Here is an 18,175-nt window from a genome sequence, read left to right as displayed (position 1 = left end):
TCACCAAGGATCGAAAAAAATACAATTTTCATTGACAAACACTAATAAATAAACTATATATAAATTATATATAGTTTATTTATTTCTAATTTATTAAGGAGGTAAAATGATGTCTAGCAATAGTTCCCCAGAACCATCTGCATTCAGTCCAGAACAGAAACCTGTCCTCCACACACTTGGCCGCTTCATCGTAAAAAGGAGATATCTCATTATTATCATCGGTATAATTTGGATGATTGTTTCAGGAATCATCGCTGCAGGAACCTTAGGAAAGCTAACTCTTAGCAGATTTGAAGTACCTGACTCTGAATCAAACCGAGTGTCGCACCTATTAGAAGAAAATTTTGGGACGGGAAGCTCTAATCTCGTCTTATTAGTCACTGCTAAGACAGGGACGGTCGACAGTAAAGAGGTGAAGGAAGCGGGTCTTGCATTGACAGAGGAATTAGCAAGTGAAGAAGCTTTGCATGAGGCTGGATCCTATTGGTCCAGAGGAAGCACACCAACACTTCGGAGTGATGATGGCAAGCAGGCATTAATTTTAGCGCATATGGATGGCAGTGCAACAGAAGTTAGAGTGAAACTTGGTGAACTGTCTCCAAAATTTACGAGAGAGAACGAATTAATCAAAGTAGAAGTTGGCGGGCAAGACGAGATCTTTAGACAGGTTGGTGAATATGCACGGCAGGATTTCTTGCGGGCTGAACTGATTATTTTACCAGCAGTTTTTGCTATGCTAGTGTTTATGTTTCGCAGAATACGCGTAGCGTTGCTTACCCTAGGAGTAGGATTCTTTGCAATGCTTGGAACTTTGGCTGCTCTTGGCGGTGTGGTTCTTTTTACAGAAGTCTCAACATTTGCCTTGAATCTAACGCTTGTTATGGGATTAGCACTCGGCATTGATTATAGCCTTTTCATCGTTTCCCGTTTCCGGGAAGAAATTGCTACAGGGAAGAATTCCTTTAACGCTGCTGTCCGGACGGTAGAAACAGCTGGAAGAACAGTCATTTTCAGTGGTGTTACAGTTGCCGCTTCCACTGCTGTATTATTTGTTTTTCCGTTTCCTTTTTTACAAACCTTTGCTTACACAGGAATTTTCGTTGTGATGTCAGGCTTGATTGGTTCCGTCATCATCCTCCCGGCAGCCCTGGCTATTTTAGGCCATCGAGTAGCTCGTAAAGGAAATAAACCCTCCACCACTTCAAGGAAAGTTCAAACTGGTTTATGGTATAAAAGCGCGATAACCGTGATGCGTCGACCTTTACTATATGGAGGTATTGCTCTCCTTATCCTCCTTACCCTAGGTTCTCCGATCACCAATCTTAAGTTCGGGCTTCCAGATGATCGTTCCTTGCCAGCAGATGCTTCCAGTCGTATCGTCCAAGAACAAAAACGCGATGGTTTCCAAGCAGAGGAAACGGATGCCATTCATATTGTAGCACCTGCGCTTAAAGATCCTAATTCCGTGCTCGAGGTGATTGATCAATATTCAAGAAGCCTATCCTTAATTCCTGGCATCTTCCAGGTAGACTCAATAGCGGGTTCCTTTTCCGAAGGGAATCGAATTGCTGAGTATGGGGAACATCATGAACGCTTTAATAGCGAAAACGCTGGTACATGGTTGTCGGTGATTCCTTCACAGAAAAGCCTGGAAGAGGATGTGCCTAGGCTCGTTGGCGATATCCGGGAACAAGATGCTCCCTTTGATGTATTGGTCGGGGGCTACCCTGCAGATATGACGGATTTTCGTTCAGCTTTACTTGAACGAATACCGTTGGCGCTCATTCTTATTCTTGTTATCTCATTCACGATTTTATTTCTGATGAGTGGGAGCATTTTACTTCCCTTAAAAGCTACACTGCTCAATATGTTTAGTCTATCAATCATGTTTGGGGCACTTGTCTGGGTTTTCCAGGAAGGAAACCTGTCACAAATATTAAACTTTACTTCAACCGGAACGATCGAACCTAGTATTCCAATCCTGATGTTCTGCATTGCTTACGGCCTTTCGATGGATTATGAGGTGTTTATTCTTTCACGTATTAAAGAGGAATACGATCGAACGGGAAAATTGGAAGAAGCAGTAGCAATCGGTATTCAGCGAAGCGGACCGCTTGTTACGGCTGCAGCTGTCATTTTGGCATTTTCATTTGCCGCTTACGCAACAGGGGATGTCGTCTTTTTGAAGATGCTTGGAGTAGGTATGACTCTAGCCGTCCTTGTTGACGCAACATTGATTAGAGGTGTTCTCCTTCCTTCCTTTATGAAGCTCGCCGGCCGTGCAAATTGGTGGGCGCCAGCAGGACTTCGCCGAATTTACGATCGTTTCGGCATATCTGAAGGAGATTCAGGACTTCCTTTTGATGACAATAAAGGTAATGGTGTGAAAACTTATCATTAGCTTAGATTATTTCAAGATAAGAGCCGGTTTCCTAATATTGGAGTCCCGGCTCTACTAATGCTTATTGCAAAATTATCTAAACACAAAATCCGTTCAAAAAAGAAGGCTTTAGTGTTCAATGGAACCAAAAGATGCAATAAGCATTAGCAGACATCAGAAACGATGATTAAGGGGTAAAACCAGCAACTAAACGATGTTGCCAGATTTACCCCAAAAAGAATTATTTGTATACAAAGTTAGTTTGTGATTATATCATCATCGTTTGGGCTATCAGAATGAGATAAATCTTTTTCTAGTAGGACCACATTCTCTCTTTCATTCCAAATTACATCATATCCTAATGACTCTGCGACTTTTATAACAGGTAAATACGATTTTTTATTCGATTGGTATACCATTAAATCCGTCGAGTCAATAACGCCAGTAGCCTTATATGGATTAATAAGCTTTCTTCTTTCTTTTATGTATTCTTCATCCAAAAGTCCCTTTGTCGGTACATCATAAAAGTCTTCATCTGCCATATAAGCTGCTCGATCAGCATAAGCCAAATGCATTGCTTCTATTAAATGATGAAGATATTCTGGTGAGTTCACTCCCATCTTTTGTACATCGTGATCTTCCATTAATTTTAAATTTTGTTGAACAGTCAAACCCCCTGAACTTGGTGGAGCTGCACTTACAACTTCAAAATCCCGATAAGTTGATTTAACAGGCTCTCGTTCTTTCACTGCATAGTTTTCCAGATCTTCTGTTGTCATCGTTCCTCCACGTTTTTGCACTTCTTTGACAAGTGCTACATTTTTAAATCAACTTTATTGTCACTTAACACTTATAGTTTAACTACTTATCCTTCGACATCAGCAAAGCCCTTTTTAAATCTTTAAAGGACGAGGACTTCCCGTAAATGAGAACACCGCCTTTATATACCCGGGCGCCAAAGATAGCCAGCAGCGTAATGGAAGCAATGAGAATGACAAACGATAATCCGATCTCCCAAGCCGGAATATTCAGCATACCTACCCGCAAAAACATAATCATCGGAGTAAAAAATGGAATATAGGAACTAATGGTAATAAATGTAGTATCCGGGTTTGACAGTCCAAACATCGCGATCATAAATGCTCCAACGATTAAGAAAATCATTGGTGAGATTAATTGCTGGGCATCTTCAATTCTGCTGACAAGCGAACCAAGAAAGGCTGCGAGTGTTGCAAATAGGAAATATCCTAATAGGAAGTAAATTCCTGCATAAATAAACGTTGAGAGCGGAAGCTCGGTAAATCCTAAAAACCCGCCTGTTACTGCATTTAAATCTTCAAATTGGGATCGAATCGATAAATACCCGCCGATAAGAATAATAACCATTTGCGTGATGCTCACTAAACCAATCCCAATTAACTTTGCAAACATTTGATTTACTGGAGACACACTGGATATGAGTATTTCCATCACTCGAGATGATTTTTCTGTGGCGACTTCAGTTGCGATCATGCTGGCATAAAAGATTACAGAGAAATAGATGACAAACAGCAATACATAGACAAGCCCTCTCGCTTGATTCAATTCCTCTTCTGATTTCGCATTATTTTCTAAAGCGACTTTATTTACTTCAACAGGCTGAAACAATTGGGTTAATTCGTCCGACTCAATGCCTAGCCGCTCTCTGCCTATTTCCAGCTTTGATTGCTGGAGAACCTGCTCAATTTGAGTAAAGATCTCTTGATCTGTTATTGATAATGTTTTAACAGTTGCTGTGGGAAACTGGCTTTCGTCATTAGCTAGGATAATAAAGCCATCCAGTTCCTCTTCCAGCACTTGATTTTTAAGCGCAGATTCAGAAGTTGCAGCTTTTTCCACCTTAAAAGGCACTCCACTGGCTTCGAGATTCCTTTCAAACACAGGATACAGATTTTCTGTTTGATCAAGAACAGCAAAGGTTTTTGGACCATCGTCATTAGAGAAGGTGTCAATAATGGTCGTGATATTTGATAAACCAAAAAGAATGAGTACCGTCAGTAAAGTAGTAATAATGAAGGATTTTGTTTTAATTTTGTTCGTATACGTGTGTGCAACCATAATCCAAAACTTATTCATAGGAAGCACCTACCTTCTCTACAAAAATATCATTTAATGATGGTTCTTCAAGGGCAAATTTTCGAACAAAGCCTTGATTTTGCAGCTTCTGAAAAATATGTTGTGAGATTTTCTCATGTTCAACTTGGAGCTCGACACCTTCAGAGGTTTTCTTAAATTTTGTCACACCAGGGGTTTCCTTTAAGAAGTCCATATCAAAATCACCTTGTACAAATACGTTCTTCTTCCCAAATGATCTTTTAATCTCACGAAGTGAACCATGAACAACAGGTTTTCCATGATGCATGATACATAAATGCTGGCAAAGCTCTTCAACATGCTCCATACGATGGCTCGCAAATACAATCGAGGTTCCAGATTCTTTTAAATCAACGACGGCTTTCTTTAATAATTCAACATTTACTGGATCCAATCCGCTAAAAGGCTCATCTAAAATAAGAAGCTTTGGTTTATGTAAAACAGCTGCAATAAATTGAATTTTTTGTTGATTTCCTTTTGAAAGCTCCTCGACCTTTTTATTTGCATATTCAGGAACTTTAAACCGCTCAAGCCAACGATCCATTTCAGCTAACGCTTCGTTCTTGGACATTCCTTTTAATCTACCTAAATAAATGAGTTGGTCCTTTACTTTCAGCTTTGGGTACAAACCTCTCTCTTCAGGTAAGTATCCAATTTGATTACTTTCTTCATAGGAAATTTTTTTATCATTCCATGTAATTGATCCTTCAGATGGGGTTAATAATCCGAGAATCATCCGAAAGGTTGTCGTTTTGCCGGCACCATTTGCTCCAAGGAAACCAAAAATCTCCCTTTCTGGAATCGCTAGTGAAAGCTGATCAACTGCAGTATGTGAACCGAACCGTTTTGTAACATGATCTATATGCAGACCCATACGCTCTCCTCCTTTGTGACTATTTATACGAACAACATTGATAAAGGTTTCATTTACCAAGCAGGAAATCAAAAGAAGACTAAGAATGATATAAGCATAATATTTTTTACAAGGGAAGGAATGGGAGAATGGCCATTTACTATTTAACCGTTTTCGAGAAAAATGGGGAAAAGCTTTGTGATGAAAGCTTTGAAGCTCAATCCGAGCAGGAAGCAAAAGAAATCGGGCAGCGTAAGCTTAAAGAAAATAATTGGGCAGAAAAAACACACCGCTGCACTTCAGCATCTGGAAAGCTCTTATTGTTTGGACGTTAAATCGAGACTTCCATCAGTGAGGGTTACTGCCTTTTAAGATACGATAAAAAGGGCTGCGCCTCAGCCCTTTTATCTTGTGTTTAATTTCCGCTAAATTGCGGCAAACGCTTCTCTAAAAATGCTTGAACCCCTTCACGATGATCGTCTGTGCCCCTCATCTCGAGCTGTTTTTCCGCTTCCTGATTAAGTGTATCGATTAATAGAGGTAGTCCTTGTTTCCTAAAAATCGCTTTTGTTGCAATCATAGCCTTTAATGGCCTTGCTTCCATTTTCCGTTTCAGCAGCTCAAGCTGTTCTTCTGTATCCCCCTCATACACCGCGTCAATTAGCCCTGCCTGCAAAGCTTCATCTGCAGTCATTGCTTTCCCTTCCCAAATCATCTGTTTAGCTGCATGCTCACCAAGTCGATTCTTTAAGAAAAAGTGGCCGCCGCCATCTGGAATAAGTCCTATATTAATAAAATTCATTGCGGTCTTTGCCTGTTTTTCTGCCATGACATAATCACATGCTAAGGCAAAGCTAAGTCCTAGTCCTGCAGCCGCCCCATTTAAAAGGCTCACCGTGACAGCAGGCATTGTATAAAGGGCCAGCACCATCTTCTTAATATTGTCCATGACAGGCTGATATCCTTCATCACTTGTGCTTGAAAGCATTGTCTTTAAATCCCCTCCAGCTGAAAAAGCGCGGCCTCTTCCAGTGATAAATAAAAGCTTGATATCAGATGCTGCTATTTCCTCTAACATTTCTGATAATTCCTTGATCATTTGTATATCCATTGCATTTAAGGAATCCACTCTATTGAAATATAGAGCAGCCGCCTTTCCGTCCTTCACAAATTCAACCGTTTGATTGCCCATCCCATACACCCCTTATTTATATTAAAATACCATTTCGGAATACCGGCACCTTTTTCCTGCTTTTGATAAGAAAATAAATAAGAACGAAAAAAAGCAGTGAGTTTCTTTACCAGTACTCACTGCCTGTCATATTGATATTTTTGTAAGATTAATTAGCAAACAATTCTTCCAAAATGGCAATTTTCTCTTCTGTATAATGCTTAAAGCCGTCATTGTACGATTTTGGATCTTTCGGATTCGCAAAATGAGTAATTTTCTTCGTTTCCGGATGAACAAACTTGCTTGAAGCACCACAGCCAATTCCAATAATCGTCTGCTGCTCCTCCATAATCATAATATTATAAATGCTATCCTGACCTTTTAAGGCATAGCCGACATTTTCTAAATTTCCAAGGATGTTTTTTTGGCGATATAAATAGTATGGTGCATAGCCGTGCTCCTTTGTCCATGTAACGGCATGATCCATCATCGTGCTGATCTCCTCGCGGCTGGCCACCTTATATTTATGTTTATTTTTCGTCATTTCAGAAGCACGTTTAAAGGATAAGGTATGAACCGTTAATGACTCGGGCATAAGCTTTGCAGATTCAGCTAATGTATAATCAAATTCTTTCACACCTTCTCCTGGAAGCCCAATAATCAAATCCATATTAATATTATTCATTCCCATGCTTCTTGCTAAATGGAACTTTTCGATGGTTTCTTCAACAGTATGGTGGCGGCCGATCGCCTTTAATGTATCCTGAATATAGGATTGCGGATTGATACTGATGCGATCAATCTTCCATTTGTTTAAAACGTCCAGTTTTTCCTTTGTAATCGTATCCGGTCTTCCTGCTTCAACCGTAATTTCTCGAATGTTTTCAACATCTGGGAACGACTCGACCATTTCTTCATAGAGCATATCCATTTCTTCTGCTGTAATACTTGTTGGTGTTCCCCCGCCATAATAAACGGTTGTAATCTTTATTCCTTTTTCCTTTAACCAGCGGCCGATTTCCCTCATTTCATAATGCAGCCCGCCAAGGAATGACGTAACAGAGCCTTGACGGCCGTTGATTGCATATGCCGGGAATGTACAGTACGCACATTTTGTCGGGCAAAACGGAATACCGATATAGATGCTGACCTCATTAGAAAGAGAGTCAAGATCAGGAACGACCTCCAATTGACGTTCGACGATTTGCTTCATCAGCTGGATTTTTTCATCTGAGAGCAAATATTCAGCTTTAAACATCTGATGAATCGCTTCTTCTGACATACCTTCCTGACGTTTTTTATGATAAAGCTTTGTAGGACGGACTCCAGTAAGAATCCCCCATTTTTGAATGATTCCTGTATACTCCTGAAGAATGGTTAAATACACATAGGAAAGGGTATTTTTTACAAGCTTTAAACGATCCTTTCCTTCAAGGTGAGAAGGAATGTGCTGTTCTTTCATTGCCGTATATTCTTTTTCATCCTCCGTACGTAAAAAGCCAGTTATTAAAACGCCTGCATCGCTCTCCGTGAAGGAAAACTCAGCTTCAAGCTTTGCCTCTCCTGGTGTGAAGCAAAGCTCGGTTTCTTCAAAAAATAAATTCCCGATCAAGCGCAGCGGCCGATGGAAACGTTCATCCTCTATACCTTTTATATAAATTTTCATTTGTAATCACCTTAACTTATTTTCAAAACTTCTTTAAGTGTACAAAAAAGTTTCTATGCTGGTCAATGTTAGATGTTAGGAGTGTATAAATGATCTTTTTTCTTGCAAGATATCACCAGACAAATGCATATTCTTAAAAAGGACAAACATACAATGGTAATAACTAAATTCTTTAGGAGGCAGAAACCGTTGAAAAAATTTGCTCCTATTTTTATTATTGTTGCAACGATCGCCATTATTGGATACTTTGATTCTGCAATCTTCGCAGAAAAGGAAGAAGCGATTACAAGCTTTCCCCTCCCGGTTGAAGATACAGCTTCTGCGGCTTCTTCAAATGAAGAAACCGATGAACAATCTCCGCAACTACCTACACTTGAAACAAAGCTGGTTGATATTACTATGGAAGATGGATATGTCGTTGAGGTTTATCGCGAATATGAGGTTTATAAGGACGAAGAAGGAAACATCATTGATACAGTCGCAACAGATAATTATCAATATTTACGCTATAAAGAATAGGAATAGGGCTGACTCAAGTTGTCAGCCCCTTTTCATCTTGTTACATAATATCAAAAAAGTACCGTATCACATGGAAAAATACGGGTGAGGAGTATGTTAGACTACAAACTGGAATAAAATCGATAAGTGTTTCACCAATACAAAAAACCTTTTTCATTCTCCTCACCCCAAAACAAAGATCAAGTGGAAAAGCACTTGTTCTTTGTAATTTTATTTTTCTCTATTGAATAAATGGTTCTGGTGCAAAAACCATTTGATAGAGACATAGAGCCTACATGGACTGTTCAATAACAGATTATGATGCAATTCCAAACAACTTATGCATGAATCCAACTTTATTTTGGGCAGACTTCACCTGTGGGTGAAGTTGTCCTTTTTTCATCATTTGCATGGCTTCAACGCCACTCAATATAGAAGTGGCTGTTTCATACGACTTGAATCCCAACATAGAACGCACACGTTTCTTAATGAAACGGTGATCTTGTTCCACTATATTATTGAGATATCTAACTTGCCTTATTTGTATGCCTTCAGGCTTTGTAGATGATCGGAATCAAATTAAATGTAGATAATATGGGATAGATATTTAATCCCATTGATTTTGCGAAATGCCTCTTTTGCTTCCTCTTCTGTATCGAATTCAAACATTTTTATCCCATTCTTTAAATAAAGCGTTAGAATCCACATAATAACCTCCTGTTAAGTAATCTGACTAGCAAGAATACTAATTATTTATTAACCGAATCTACTAAAATAATTAAAACTTTATGCTACTTTTCTGAACCAAGAACTAGATACTTAAACTTTAAATTCGGAACTAAATAATAGAGAAAAAACAAATATATTATTTAACTTTTTGATGTTTTTCATAAATCAACTTTGCTGTCAAAATGTCAAAAATTGCATTCCCAACAGACTTAAAAATAGTTAATTGGCCTTCTTTGTATGCTTTGCTTCCAATATTTGAAAGTTCATTTAAAGATAAAACTTTTGTTTCATCTTTTCCGAATTCTTTTGCTTTAATCATATCCTTAGACTCTAAAAAGGCATCATACGTATCTACAAAGATTCTATCTGCCTTTTTAATAATGGAGTCAGGTAATTCCTGCATAAATGGTTTAAAAGATCCTGAAGCTGCAAAATGCTTTCCAGCCATATCTACATTCAAATTTTCAGGAATAACTGGGTCCTTAGATGTTGTTGTTGTAATAATAATTTCTGCTTCTTCGACAAGTTCTTCAACAGTAGATGCTTTTATTTTAATATTTGGAAAATGTTTCTTTGCTGTAGTAATAAATTCTTCCATTCTATCAAAACTTCTATTATTAACTAATACTTCTTCGATTTGACGAACTGCACATGCTGCTTTCAAATGGCTCCATCCTTGATCTCCCGTTCCAATAACTCCAACCTTTTGGGCTAATTTATTTGATAAATATTTCATACCCAAGCCACTGACCGCACCGGTACGTAAGGCTGTTATTGTACGTGCATCAAATACCCCTAGTGGTTCCATCGTATTCCTATTAAATAATATTAATACTCCTCTTAGTGTAGGTTCCTTAATTTTGGCATTTCCTGGAGCTATACCCACCAATTTTGCAACATAATATTCTTGATAAAAAGAAGGCATCAATAAAGCTGTAGTATCCTTATCATTAATAAACAAACGTTCTGGAACAAATTCTCTTTTCTCACCATCACTAAGGTAATAACTTTCTATGGTTTCAATAACATCGGAAATAGTGATTAGGTTATTTATATCTTTGTCATTCAAGATAATCATTTATTGATAACTCCTTCCTTTTCTATTTAATGAATTCTCAGAAATAACCAATTCTTAACAAAGTACTGCTTTGATAGTGATATGAAAAATTCAAATACAGTTTGGCCTTACTCACGAGAGTATGAGCTAGTTTGCCAAATTACACTTAAAAGGATCCAGTGTTTCTACGCTGCACTTTAAGCATTTATTCGAACATACTTTTTACTACACCAGGGAAGTGTTGTCCTTCTTATTCTTTTTCGGTATAAGTTAGAACAGTATATTTTAGTTTGTTTCCACAATATGAATTCCTCCAAGTTGCATTAAGACTCTCCCCAATTTAATAAACTACCTGTCGTATATAAAAAAGCGCAAGCGCCTTGATCAGCCCCGAAAAGCATAAGACGAATTGGAATAGAAGGCGTTCTTTGCCTTCAATTACAATTTGGCTTATGACCTCGAGGGGCTAGGCGCTGGAGCTAGACACTAAAACTAAGTTCAAAATTTATACTTTATCTCTTAAAAAAAGACCGGGAGAACTCCGGTCTGCATTTTGTAATAAAGAGTAAATTATTCCTCTCTAAATTATTATCCCTGAAGAAAGATTAATTACCCTTTATAAAAACTGTCTTAATAGCAGTATAGAATTCCTTCGCTGTTTCTCCTTGTTCCCGGGAGCCACTACTTGAAGATTTCATGCCTCCGAATGGGGCCTGAAGCTCTACTCCTGCACTTTCCGCATTGATTCGAACTAGACCAGCATCAATTTCGTCAATAAATTCAAGTAAAGAGCTGATGTTAGATGTAAATATGGATGCACTCAATCCATATTTTGTATTATTTGCTATTTCAATAGCTTCTGTTAAGTCTGATGCACGAAGAAGGGTAATAACAGGGCCAAAAATTTCTTCCTGAGCAATTCTCATTTCTGGTTTTACATTCCCAAAAATGGTAGGTGTTATATAAAAGCCTTTGCTATACTCTTCTCCAGATAATGTCTCTCCACCAACTATTAAAGTAGCACCTTCTTCTTTTCCTAGTTCGATATATTCTCTTACGTTATTAAACTGGTTTTCGCTGGCACAAGGCCCCATCCAGATCCCTTCTTTTAGACCGTCTCCTACAGTGATCTTTTTTGTAGCTTGGACAAGTTTTTCTATAAATGTATCATAAATTTGGTTTTCGATAATCACACGACTTGAAGCGGTACATTTTTGTCCAGTTGAACGGAAACCTCCACTAATAACAGCTTCGACAGCTTGGTCTAAATCAGCATCTTTGGTAACAATAACTGGATTTTTCCCTCCCATTTCTAATTGAAACTTTATTCCACGGGATGCTGCTGAATTTGCGACTACTTGCCCCACACCTTCTGATCCGGTAAATGTGATTGCATCTAAGAAGGAATGGTCAATTAATTGTTGTCCTATTACAGAACCAGATCCTGTAATAAAATTCAATACTCCTTTTGGGACTCCGGCTTTTGCAAAACAGTCGACCACTTTTGCAGCAGTAACAGCAGCTTCAGTTGCTGGCTTAAACACTACTGTATTTCCATACACAAGTGCAGGTGCAATTTTCCAAATAGGAATCGCAACAGGAAAGTTCCATGGTGTAATTACACCAACAACCCCAACTGGAGTCCGTTTTGTAAACATAAGGGCATCCTTATCTGATGAAGGGATTACATCGCCATCTTTCCTCATACCTTCACCCGCATAGTATCGAAGAATAGCAACGCCTCGTGCCGTTTCTCCCTTTGCTTCAGGAAGTGTTTTCCCCATTTCCCTAGTCATTGTTTCCGCAATGTCATTTAAGTTTTCCTCAAGAATGTTTGCTACTTTAAATAAAAATTGACCTCTTTCTGCCTGACCAATTTTTTTCCATGATTTTTTAGCTTGATATGCAGATTTAACTGCATTATCTAAATCATCTTTTGTTGATTTCTGTATATAACCTACAATCTCATTTTTATTAGCAGGGTTAATACTTGCTTCTACTTTTTCATTTAAACTTCTAACCCACTGACCGTTAATATAATTTAAATGTGTTGTTGCTATTGTACTTACATTCACTCCTATCACCCTTTCTTCCATTAAAAATGAATGGGCACAATTTTTAATGGAATTATGTACCCGTTCATTTAGCTTTTTATCTATTAAACAGTTAATTGTTTAGAATAATTAAAAGCTTCTTCTATTTTTTGATAACTTTCTTTACTTAGTGGTAAACGAGGTGGACGTGTAGGACCTACTGGTTTACCAGCTAATTCCATCATATATTTAATAGATTGTACAAGCTGAGGGCTAGCATCATAACGGAAAAGTGGTAAAAGATGCTTATAAAGCTTTAGTGCTTCTTCTACTTTCCCCTCTCTTCCTAACCTGAATAATTCTACACCTTCTTTGGGTAAAGCATTTGGAACACCTGAAATCCAACCAGTAGCTCCAACTAAAGCTCCTTCAAGGGCAAGATCATCTACCCCCACCATTACTTCAAGGTCAGTTCTTTCTAAAATTTCTTGCATGCGACGTACATCACCTGAGAACTCTTTAACCGCAACGACACTTTCAAATTTTGAAATTTCCACAAGTAAATCAGGAGTTAAGTCAGTTGGATAGTCTTTTGGGTTATTGTAAGCAATGATAGGAAGACCAACTTCAGATAATGCTCTGTAGTGTTCAATTACTTCACTTTCTAGAGGCTTATAGTTGATTGGAGGTAAAGCCATAATGCCTGCTGCTCCGTGATCCTTTGCATGTTGAACCCATTTAACTGACTGGGCAGTTGAAGGTGCTCCAGAACCTACCACAACAGGAACCCGACCATTTGCTGCTTCGATTACAGTTTCAACTAATTTTGCTCTTTCTTCGGCAGTAAGTGTAGCATATTCTCCTAAAGAACCTCCTGGAACAAGACCATCTACTCCTTGCTCAATTAACCAATTACATAAATCAGTTAATTTGCCGTAATCAATCTGATGATCCTCTGTAAACGGGGTAACAAGTGCTACATAAACTCCACTGAATTTTGCCATAAGTAAATTCCTCCTAATATGAATTATTTTTATTAATTAAAGTACCACTTCAATTTTATTGTAAAATTGAAGTTTTACTTCACTTAATGTGATATTAACATAAACATCAATGTGTTGCAAACAGAATTTTCAAACTTTTTATAAAATACCTATGAAAGATACTATATTCTTGAAATATAGAGTAATTTTGTTTCTATCTCCTCTTGATTTTGATTAATATATCCATTAGGATAGGATATATTTTAATTGAAGTGACACTTTAATCATTGTATAGAGAGTTTTATATATTTTAAATTTATAAAATGTTAAAGGAGTATATACAAAATGGACGATTCTATCGGGATTAAAATAAAAGAGTTGCGAAAAGAACGAAGACTTACATTAAAACAAATCTCAGAGAAAACTAATCTTTCTATCAGTTTTCTTTCACAAGTAGAACGCTTAAAATCATCCGTTACACTTGAGTCACTAAAAAAGATTTCTGAAGCCCTTGATGTTAATCCGAGCTACTTTTTTTCAAATCCAGTGAAAAAAACAACACCGATGATTATAAGAAACTCTTTGAGGGATCTAAACGACAGAACAAATAGCTTTATTTATAAAGATTTAGTCGTTAACATAGAAAATCCCCTTTTTACCCCATTATTGGTTATGTTAAAACCAGGTGAAAATAGAGGCAACTCTTATTCACATAAAGGACAAGAGTTCCTTTATGTCTTAGAAGGAACTCTTACTGTATTAATTGACGATGAAGAACAAAATTTGCACCCTTTTGACTGTATTTATTTAGATTCAACTACTCCACATAACTGGATGAATCACACGGATTCCGATGTGAAGTTTTTATGCATTTCTTCTAATCCTGCCTAATATCAAAAATAAAATTAGTGACATTGACGTACTTAAAATAGAGCAGGTTCACTTATGTGTGAACTCTGCTTAATGTTATTAAAAATTTTTTAAAACTGTTTGGTATTACTTATAATCCAAAATAGTTAATTGTTTTTACTTAAGGTTTTATACAATCTCTTTCCTAGAACTTACATCACTATTATTAAAGTGAAGGCTCTCCCAAATCTCCTTCATTTTGCTTCTGCCACTATCAATCTCAGGATTGAATTGGATTGCAGCTTGTTGACGAACAGTACGGACATTTTGTATTGCTTGTTGCAGTTGCTGGTCAATTGTTTCCAATTCTTTTTTTGCATGTTTGGCAATCGATAAGCCTGCAATTGTTCCTTGAGCCATGGCAATTTTGCCGCTTTCGATACCGGTGATATTACCGGCTACAAATAGCCCGTCGAGAGGGGTTTCCATCGTCTCTGAATGAATAGGTACATGGCCACCAAGTTCAGGAATGTATTGAAATGGACATCCCGCAACTGCAGCAAGCTCTGCCAGCGGATACAAGCCGCCTGCTATACAGACAAAATCTGCTTCGTAAATCATTTCAGATCCTGTAACCATATTGCCATTAACATCAATATCGGCGACGCGAACTCCTTCGACCTGATCTTTACCGATAATTTCGAGTGCTGCTTTACGAAGTTGGAGAGGGGTACCATTCACTTTCATGCCATTTTTCGGATAAAAGTTCAAACCGATATTTCTAATCCAGTCATTCTTCATGAAACGGCCTCCGATACGCAATAGCCTTGATGGGGCGAGATGAGCAGCGTTTAAGAGCGATTTCATGACCTCCCCAGGTTCACCCGCCTTTTGGCTAAGAACACTCTTTTCTGGGAGTACAATCCGATCAACCGTTATACCAGCTAATTGTAATTCATTTAAAATCGCAAATGCTAAAATATTCGCTCCGATAATGATCCCTTTTTTACCGACTTGGACGCGGTGAACATTCGTCATTACTTGAGCCGCACCGATTGACATTACACCGGGAAGGGTCCAGCCGGGCAATGGGATAGGGTATTCAGCGGCTCCGGTGGCTACTAGTACAAATGGTGCCTCTAGCGTACCTAAGCTCGTATACACACTCCATAGATGGTTTTCTTTTTCTAAATTGTAAACGGATACACCACAACGGATATCGACTGATAATTTTTTCGCTTCCTGATGGAGACGTTCTGATTCTTTAATTCCGTTCCACCATTCACCGGAGGGTTCTTGATGAAGTTGTCCAAGCAATCTGCCACCTGGCTTTATAAATTCATCAATAACAGTCACTTTGAGACCAAAGCCCGCACAGGCCTTAGCTCCTGCTAGTCCAGCTGGACCTCCTCCAATCACAATTACATCCATCATCGCTTTTCTACCATCCTTCTTACAATATTAGGAAGCTGTTTGCCACTTTCAACAATCATATCTTTTTCTACAACCGTTAAGCAGGCTCTTACGTTTGCTTGATTATTGACCGTTACACGGCACTCCAAGCAATGGCCGATGTTGCAATAAATCCCCCTAGGTGTCCCGCTATCTTCGTGAACACGCAGTTTTCTTATCCCATTTGCCAAAAGAGCTGCAGCAATCGTTTCATTCTCATATGCTTCATATCTAATTCCATCAAATTGAAAAGAAACACGTTCTCTATCATTTAAATTCCCTAAAACAGGATGTTCTATTATTCTAGTCATTGATTTTCACCTACCGTTCCAAATGTCACCGGCCGAATTGGGGGCTGGTATTTTAGCGGAATTTCACCCGGTGACACATTAGGAATAACACATTCGATAATCTTATCTAAAGTCAGCCTGCACGTGCGGCCTCCACAAAAGCCCATTCCGGCCCTCGTTCTTAATTTTAATTCTCTTGCTGTGCATTTATGTTCATTTGCTGTTGACTGAAGTTGCCCGTAAGTAACCTCTTCACAACGGCAAATAACCATGCTCTCTTTGTTAGCCATTTGAATTCCTCCTCATGATCTTTGTATAAAAATATTATGCAAAAATCGTGCCAACTTAGAGGAGGAAGGGGATTACTTTAAGCCAAGTCGCTTCAATCGATTGTATAACGTAGTTCTTGTGACACCGAGTTGTTTAGCACATTCTAGTTTATTGCCATCCAAAATCTGTAACGCTCTTTTAATTACTTTTTTCTCGTGTTGGTCCATTTCTTCTTGCAGAGATAAAATGGTGACATCACTTTCCTTACATATATTTGATGCAATTTTTTTTGGGGTGTCAAAGCTAATATTGTTTGTATTAAAGGGCAAATAATCTCTTTTTATTACGCCGTCTGTCGCGAATACGACTAGCCGTTCAATGACATTGCGTAGTTCGCGAATATTGCCGGGCCAATCATAACGAAGCAGTTCATGTATTACTTCTGGGGATAATTCATGAATCGTTCGCTGATAACTCAATGAAAAATCATTTAAGAAATAATGGGTTAATTCGATAATATCTTCTTTCCGATCCCTTAAAGGAGGGATGTGTAGGCTGACTACGTTCAAGCGATAATATAAATCTTCACGAAACTTCCCTTCTTTTATTAATTCTTGTAAATCACGATTTGTGGCAGCGATGATTCGGAAGTCGATATTAATTTCCTTTTCTCCGCCAACACGATAATATTTCCGTTCCTGCAGTACTCGCAGAAGCTTCACCTGCATGTCGAGCGGCATTTCGCCTACTTCATCAAGAAATAATGTCCCCCCTTTTGCCAGTTCTATTTTTCCTTTTTTTCCTTTACTGTCAGCGCCGGAGAAGGCGCCTCGCTCATACCCAAATAATTCACTCTCAAATAAAGACGCCGGTATGGCGCCACAATTAATTGAAATAAAAGGTGCGTTTGATTCTTCGCTTGCTTCATGGATGGCTTTAGCAAACACTTCTTTTCCGACACCGCTTTCGCCTAGTATGAGAACCGTTGATTTAACAGAACATACTTTTCTAGCTATATGCACTGTTCTTTGTATGGCAGCACTCTTTCCTTTAATGAAATTAAAGGGATCAAATGAGTCCTTATACTTTGCTACTTCTTGTTCTAAACGGTGGACTTCGCTGGACATGTTAAATAATTTTTCATTAAGCACAACTTGATTCGTGACATCCGTTTCTGAAACGACTGCACCGATAATCTGGCCATTATAATAAACAGGGTTAGAGTTAATTAAGACAAACAAATCAGACCGAGCCTGATGATACTGGCCAACAATACTTTTCCCTTCATGTAGTGATTGCAAGATTTCTAGGTTTTCAAAAAAATCAGTAATAGGTCGGCCAAGTATTGCTTCACGATTAATTGAAAATATCTTTTCTGCTCCTTCTGTCCATGTACAAACGAGCTCGTTATCATCAATGACCGTAACTGAGGCATCCGACGTTTGAACGACTGCTTCATAAAATGCTTTTAATTGATTATAAGAGTTATAAAGCAAATTGATCATTTGTGTGGCTGTTATACAGCCTACAGGATTTTTGTTTGCATCAAGAATTATAGCTGTGGAATGATGACTAAACGCCTGAATCAAGGTGTTGAATGAATCATCCTCATATACGACCTTGCATGAAAGCTCAGGTGTTTTTGCTGTTGAACGATAATAAAATTCACCGTTTTTCTGTTTAATGTCATACTGATCGAACGGTGTATCAATTAGAAGCTGTCTTATGATTTCTTTTACTGATGGTAATGAAAATGCCATGATACCCTCCCAGACTGTAAAAAAATATTAACACTGTAAATGAAATTATAC

The 18,175-nt window shown here is 38.2% G+C and carries 16 protein-coding genes and 2 pseudogenes; 4 read left to right on the top strand and 14 right to left on the bottom strand.

Annotated elements, in window-relative coordinates; all coding sequences use genetic code 11:
• Positions 1–109 precede the first annotated feature (109 nt).
• A complete protein-coding gene (locus tag ACSVDH_RS04695; RefSeq protein ID WP_439248633.1) occupies positions 110–2,401 on the top strand; it encodes an MMPL family transporter in 2,292 nt (763 codons plus the stop codon).
• 418 nt (positions 2,402–2,819) lie between these two features.
• Here ACSVDH_RS04695 and ACSVDH_RS04690 read toward each other — a convergent pair.
• The 3 genes and pseudogenes from ACSVDH_RS04690 to ACSVDH_RS04680 form a co-directional block, all read right to left on the bottom strand.
• Positions 2,820–3,195 (bottom strand): annotated as a pseudogene (locus ACSVDH_RS04690) (gamma-glutamyltransferase); the annotation flags it as partial.
• A 46-nt stretch (positions 3,196–3,241) separates the two neighbouring features.
• Entirely contained in the window at positions 3,242–4,495 is a 1,254-nt protein-coding gene (locus ACSVDH_RS04685) for an ABC transporter permease (protein WP_439248632.1), read from the bottom strand.
• Positions 4,488–5,387 carry an ABC transporter ATP-binding protein gene (locus ACSVDH_RS04680; RefSeq protein ID WP_439248631.1) on the bottom strand — a complete coding sequence of 300 codons (900 nt, stop codon included), beginning with the start codon at positions 5,385–5,387 and terminating at the stop codon, positions 4,488–4,490. The genes ACSVDH_RS04685 and ACSVDH_RS04680 overlap by 8 nt, the downstream gene beginning before the upstream one ends.
• A gap of 128 nt (positions 5,388–5,515) precedes the next feature.
• Between ACSVDH_RS04680 and ACSVDH_RS04675 the strand changes: the two genes are divergently transcribed.
• Positions 5,516–5,701, top strand: a complete 186-nt coding sequence (locus ACSVDH_RS04675; protein WP_439248630.1) for a YhzD family protein — start codon at positions 5,516–5,518, stop codon at positions 5,699–5,701.
• Between the two features lie 80 nt (positions 5,702–5,781).
• Here ACSVDH_RS04675 and ACSVDH_RS04670 read toward each other — a convergent pair whose 3' ends face one another.
• Entirely contained in the window at positions 5,782–6,558 is a 777-nt protein-coding gene (locus tag ACSVDH_RS04670; RefSeq protein ID WP_439248629.1) for an enoyl-CoA hydratase, read from the bottom strand.
• 148 nt (positions 6,559–6,706) lie between these two features.
• Positions 6,707–8,203, bottom strand: coding sequence for a coproporphyrinogen III oxidase (locus tag ACSVDH_RS04665; RefSeq protein ID WP_439248628.1), 1,497 nt, complete (start codon positions 8,201–8,203; stop codon positions 6,707–6,709).
• A gap of 189 nt (positions 8,204–8,392) precedes the next feature.
• Between ACSVDH_RS04665 and ACSVDH_RS04660 the strand changes: the two genes are divergently transcribed.
• Positions 8,393–8,722 carry a hypothetical protein gene (locus tag ACSVDH_RS04660; RefSeq protein ID WP_439248627.1) on the top strand — a complete coding sequence of 110 codons (330 nt, stop codon included), beginning with the start codon at positions 8,393–8,395 and terminating at the stop codon, positions 8,720–8,722.
• Between the two features lie 295 nt (positions 8,723–9,017).
• On the opposite strand, the pseudogene ACSVDH_RS04655 reads toward ACSVDH_RS04660, so the two are convergent.
• From ACSVDH_RS04655 to ACSVDH_RS04635, 5 genes and pseudogenes are all read right to left on the bottom strand, one after another.
• Positions 9,018–9,257: pseudogene (locus tag ACSVDH_RS04655) on the bottom strand (DDE-type integrase/transposase/recombinase); the annotation flags it as partial.
• A 23-nt stretch (positions 9,258–9,280) separates the two neighbouring features.
• Positions 9,281–9,409 carry a hypothetical protein gene (locus ACSVDH_RS04650; protein WP_439248626.1) on the bottom strand — a complete coding sequence of 43 codons (129 nt, stop codon included), beginning with the start codon at positions 9,407–9,409 and terminating at the stop codon, positions 9,281–9,283.
• Between the two features lie 157 nt (positions 9,410–9,566).
• Positions 9,567–10,508: an ornithine cyclodeaminase family protein gene (locus tag ACSVDH_RS04645; RefSeq protein ID WP_439248625.1), complete on the bottom strand. Its 942-nt coding sequence runs from the start codon at positions 10,506–10,508 to the stop codon at positions 9,567–9,569.
• A gap of 584 nt (positions 10,509–11,092) precedes the next feature.
• Positions 11,093–12,583, bottom strand: a complete 1,491-nt coding sequence (gucD, locus tag ACSVDH_RS04640; protein ID WP_439248624.1) for an alpha-ketoglutaric semialdehyde dehydrogenase GucD — start codon at positions 12,581–12,583, stop codon at positions 11,093–11,095.
• A 62-nt stretch (positions 12,584–12,645) separates the two neighbouring features.
• A complete protein-coding gene (locus ACSVDH_RS04635) occupies positions 12,646–13,524 on the bottom strand; it encodes a dihydrodipicolinate synthase family protein (protein ID WP_439248623.1) in 879 nt (292 codons plus the stop codon).
• Positions 13,525–13,848: 324 nt separating this feature from the next.
• Here ACSVDH_RS04635 and ACSVDH_RS04630 point away from each other — a divergent pair, with 324 nt between their 5' ends.
• Positions 13,849–14,394 carry a helix-turn-helix domain-containing protein gene (locus ACSVDH_RS04630; RefSeq protein WP_439248622.1) on the top strand — a complete coding sequence of 182 codons (546 nt, stop codon included), beginning with the start codon at positions 13,849–13,851 and terminating at the stop codon, positions 14,392–14,394.
• 147 nt (positions 14,395–14,541) lie between these two features.
• Here ACSVDH_RS04630 and ACSVDH_RS04625 read toward each other — a convergent pair whose 3' ends face one another.
• From ACSVDH_RS04625 to ACSVDH_RS04610, 4 genes are all read right to left on the bottom strand, one after another.
• Positions 14,542–15,786: an NAD(P)/FAD-dependent oxidoreductase gene (locus ACSVDH_RS04625; RefSeq protein ID WP_439248621.1), complete on the bottom strand. Its 1,245-nt coding sequence runs from the start codon at positions 15,784–15,786 to the stop codon at positions 14,542–14,544.
• Positions 15,783–16,115 carry a (2Fe-2S)-binding protein gene (locus tag ACSVDH_RS04620; protein WP_439248620.1) on the bottom strand — a complete coding sequence of 111 codons (333 nt, stop codon included), beginning with the start codon at positions 16,113–16,115 and terminating at the stop codon, positions 15,783–15,785. Before ACSVDH_RS04620 ends, ACSVDH_RS04625 begins: the two co-directional genes overlap by 4 nt.
• Positions 16,112–16,384: a (2Fe-2S)-binding protein gene (locus ACSVDH_RS04615; RefSeq protein ID WP_439248619.1), complete on the bottom strand. Its 273-nt coding sequence runs from the start codon at positions 16,382–16,384 to the stop codon at positions 16,112–16,114. The genes ACSVDH_RS04620 and ACSVDH_RS04615 overlap by 4 nt, the downstream gene beginning before the upstream one ends.
• A gap of 72 nt (positions 16,385–16,456) precedes the next feature.
• Complete coding sequence (locus tag ACSVDH_RS04610) at positions 16,457–18,124, bottom strand: sigma-54 interaction domain-containing protein (protein ID WP_439248618.1); 1,668 nt, start codon at positions 18,122–18,124, stop codon at positions 16,457–16,459.
• Between the last annotated feature and the right edge of the window lie 51 nt (positions 18,125–18,175).

The organism is Metabacillus sp. Hm71 (assembly GCF_051842955.2).
In the GTDB taxonomy this organism is placed as follows: Bacteria; Bacillota; Bacilli; order Bacillales; family Bacillaceae; genus Metabacillus.
The sequence above is the reverse complement of the archived record's forward strand: the minus strand, read 5'-3'. Positions and strand labels throughout refer to the sequence as shown.

Bases quoted from the DNA above. Each gene is read 5' to 3' on its own strand.
- ACSVDH_RS04620 (WP_439248620.1), bottom strand. From the start codon at position 16,115: ATGACTAGAATAATAGAACATCCTGTTTTAGGGAATTTAAATGATAGA.
- ACSVDH_RS04615 (WP_439248619.1), bottom strand. From the start codon at position 16,384: ATGGCTAACAAAGAGAGCATGGTTATTTGCCGTTGTGAAGAGGTTACT.
- ACSVDH_RS04675 (WP_439248630.1), top strand. From the start codon at position 5,516: ATGGCCATTTACTATTTAACCGTTTTCGAGAAAAATGGGGAAAAGCTT.
- ACSVDH_RS04610 (WP_439248618.1), bottom strand. From the start codon at position 18,124: ATGGCATTTTCATTACCATCAGTAAAAGAAATCATAAGACAGCTTCTA.
- ACSVDH_RS04685 (WP_439248632.1), bottom strand. From the start codon at position 4,495: ATGAATAAGTTTTGGATTATGGTTGCACACACGTATACGAACAAAATT.
- gucD (WP_439248624.1), bottom strand. From the start codon at position 12,583: ATGGAAGAAAGGGTGATAGGAGTGAATGTAAGTACAATAGCAACAACA.
- ACSVDH_RS04650 (WP_439248626.1), bottom strand. From the start codon at position 9,409: ATGTGGATTCTAACGCTTTATTTAAAGAATGGGATAAAAATGTTTGAA.
- ACSVDH_RS04635 (WP_439248623.1), bottom strand. From the start codon at position 13,524: ATGGCAAAATTCAGTGGAGTTTATGTAGCACTTGTTACCCCGTTTACA.
- ACSVDH_RS04625 (WP_439248621.1), bottom strand. From the start codon at position 15,786: ATGATGGATGTAATTGTGATTGGAGGAGGTCCAGCTGGACTAGCAGGA.
- ACSVDH_RS04665 (WP_439248628.1), bottom strand. From the start codon at position 8,203: ATGAAAATTTATATAAAAGGTATAGAGGATGAACGTTTCCATCGGCCG.
- ACSVDH_RS04680 (WP_439248631.1), bottom strand. From the start codon at position 5,387: ATGGGTCTGCATATAGATCATGTTACAAAACGGTTCGGTTCACATACT.
- ACSVDH_RS04645 (WP_439248625.1), bottom strand. From the start codon at position 10,508: ATGATTATCTTGAATGACAAAGATATAAATAACCTAATCACTATTTCC.
- ACSVDH_RS04630 (WP_439248622.1), top strand. From the start codon at position 13,849: ATGGACGATTCTATCGGGATTAAAATAAAAGAGTTGCGAAAAGAACGA.
- ACSVDH_RS04670 (WP_439248629.1), bottom strand. From the start codon at position 6,558: ATGGGCAATCAAACGGTTGAATTTGTGAAGGACGGAAAGGCGGCTGCT.
- ACSVDH_RS04695 (WP_439248633.1), top strand. From the start codon at position 110: ATGTCTAGCAATAGTTCCCCAGAACCATCTGCATTCAGTCCAGAACAG.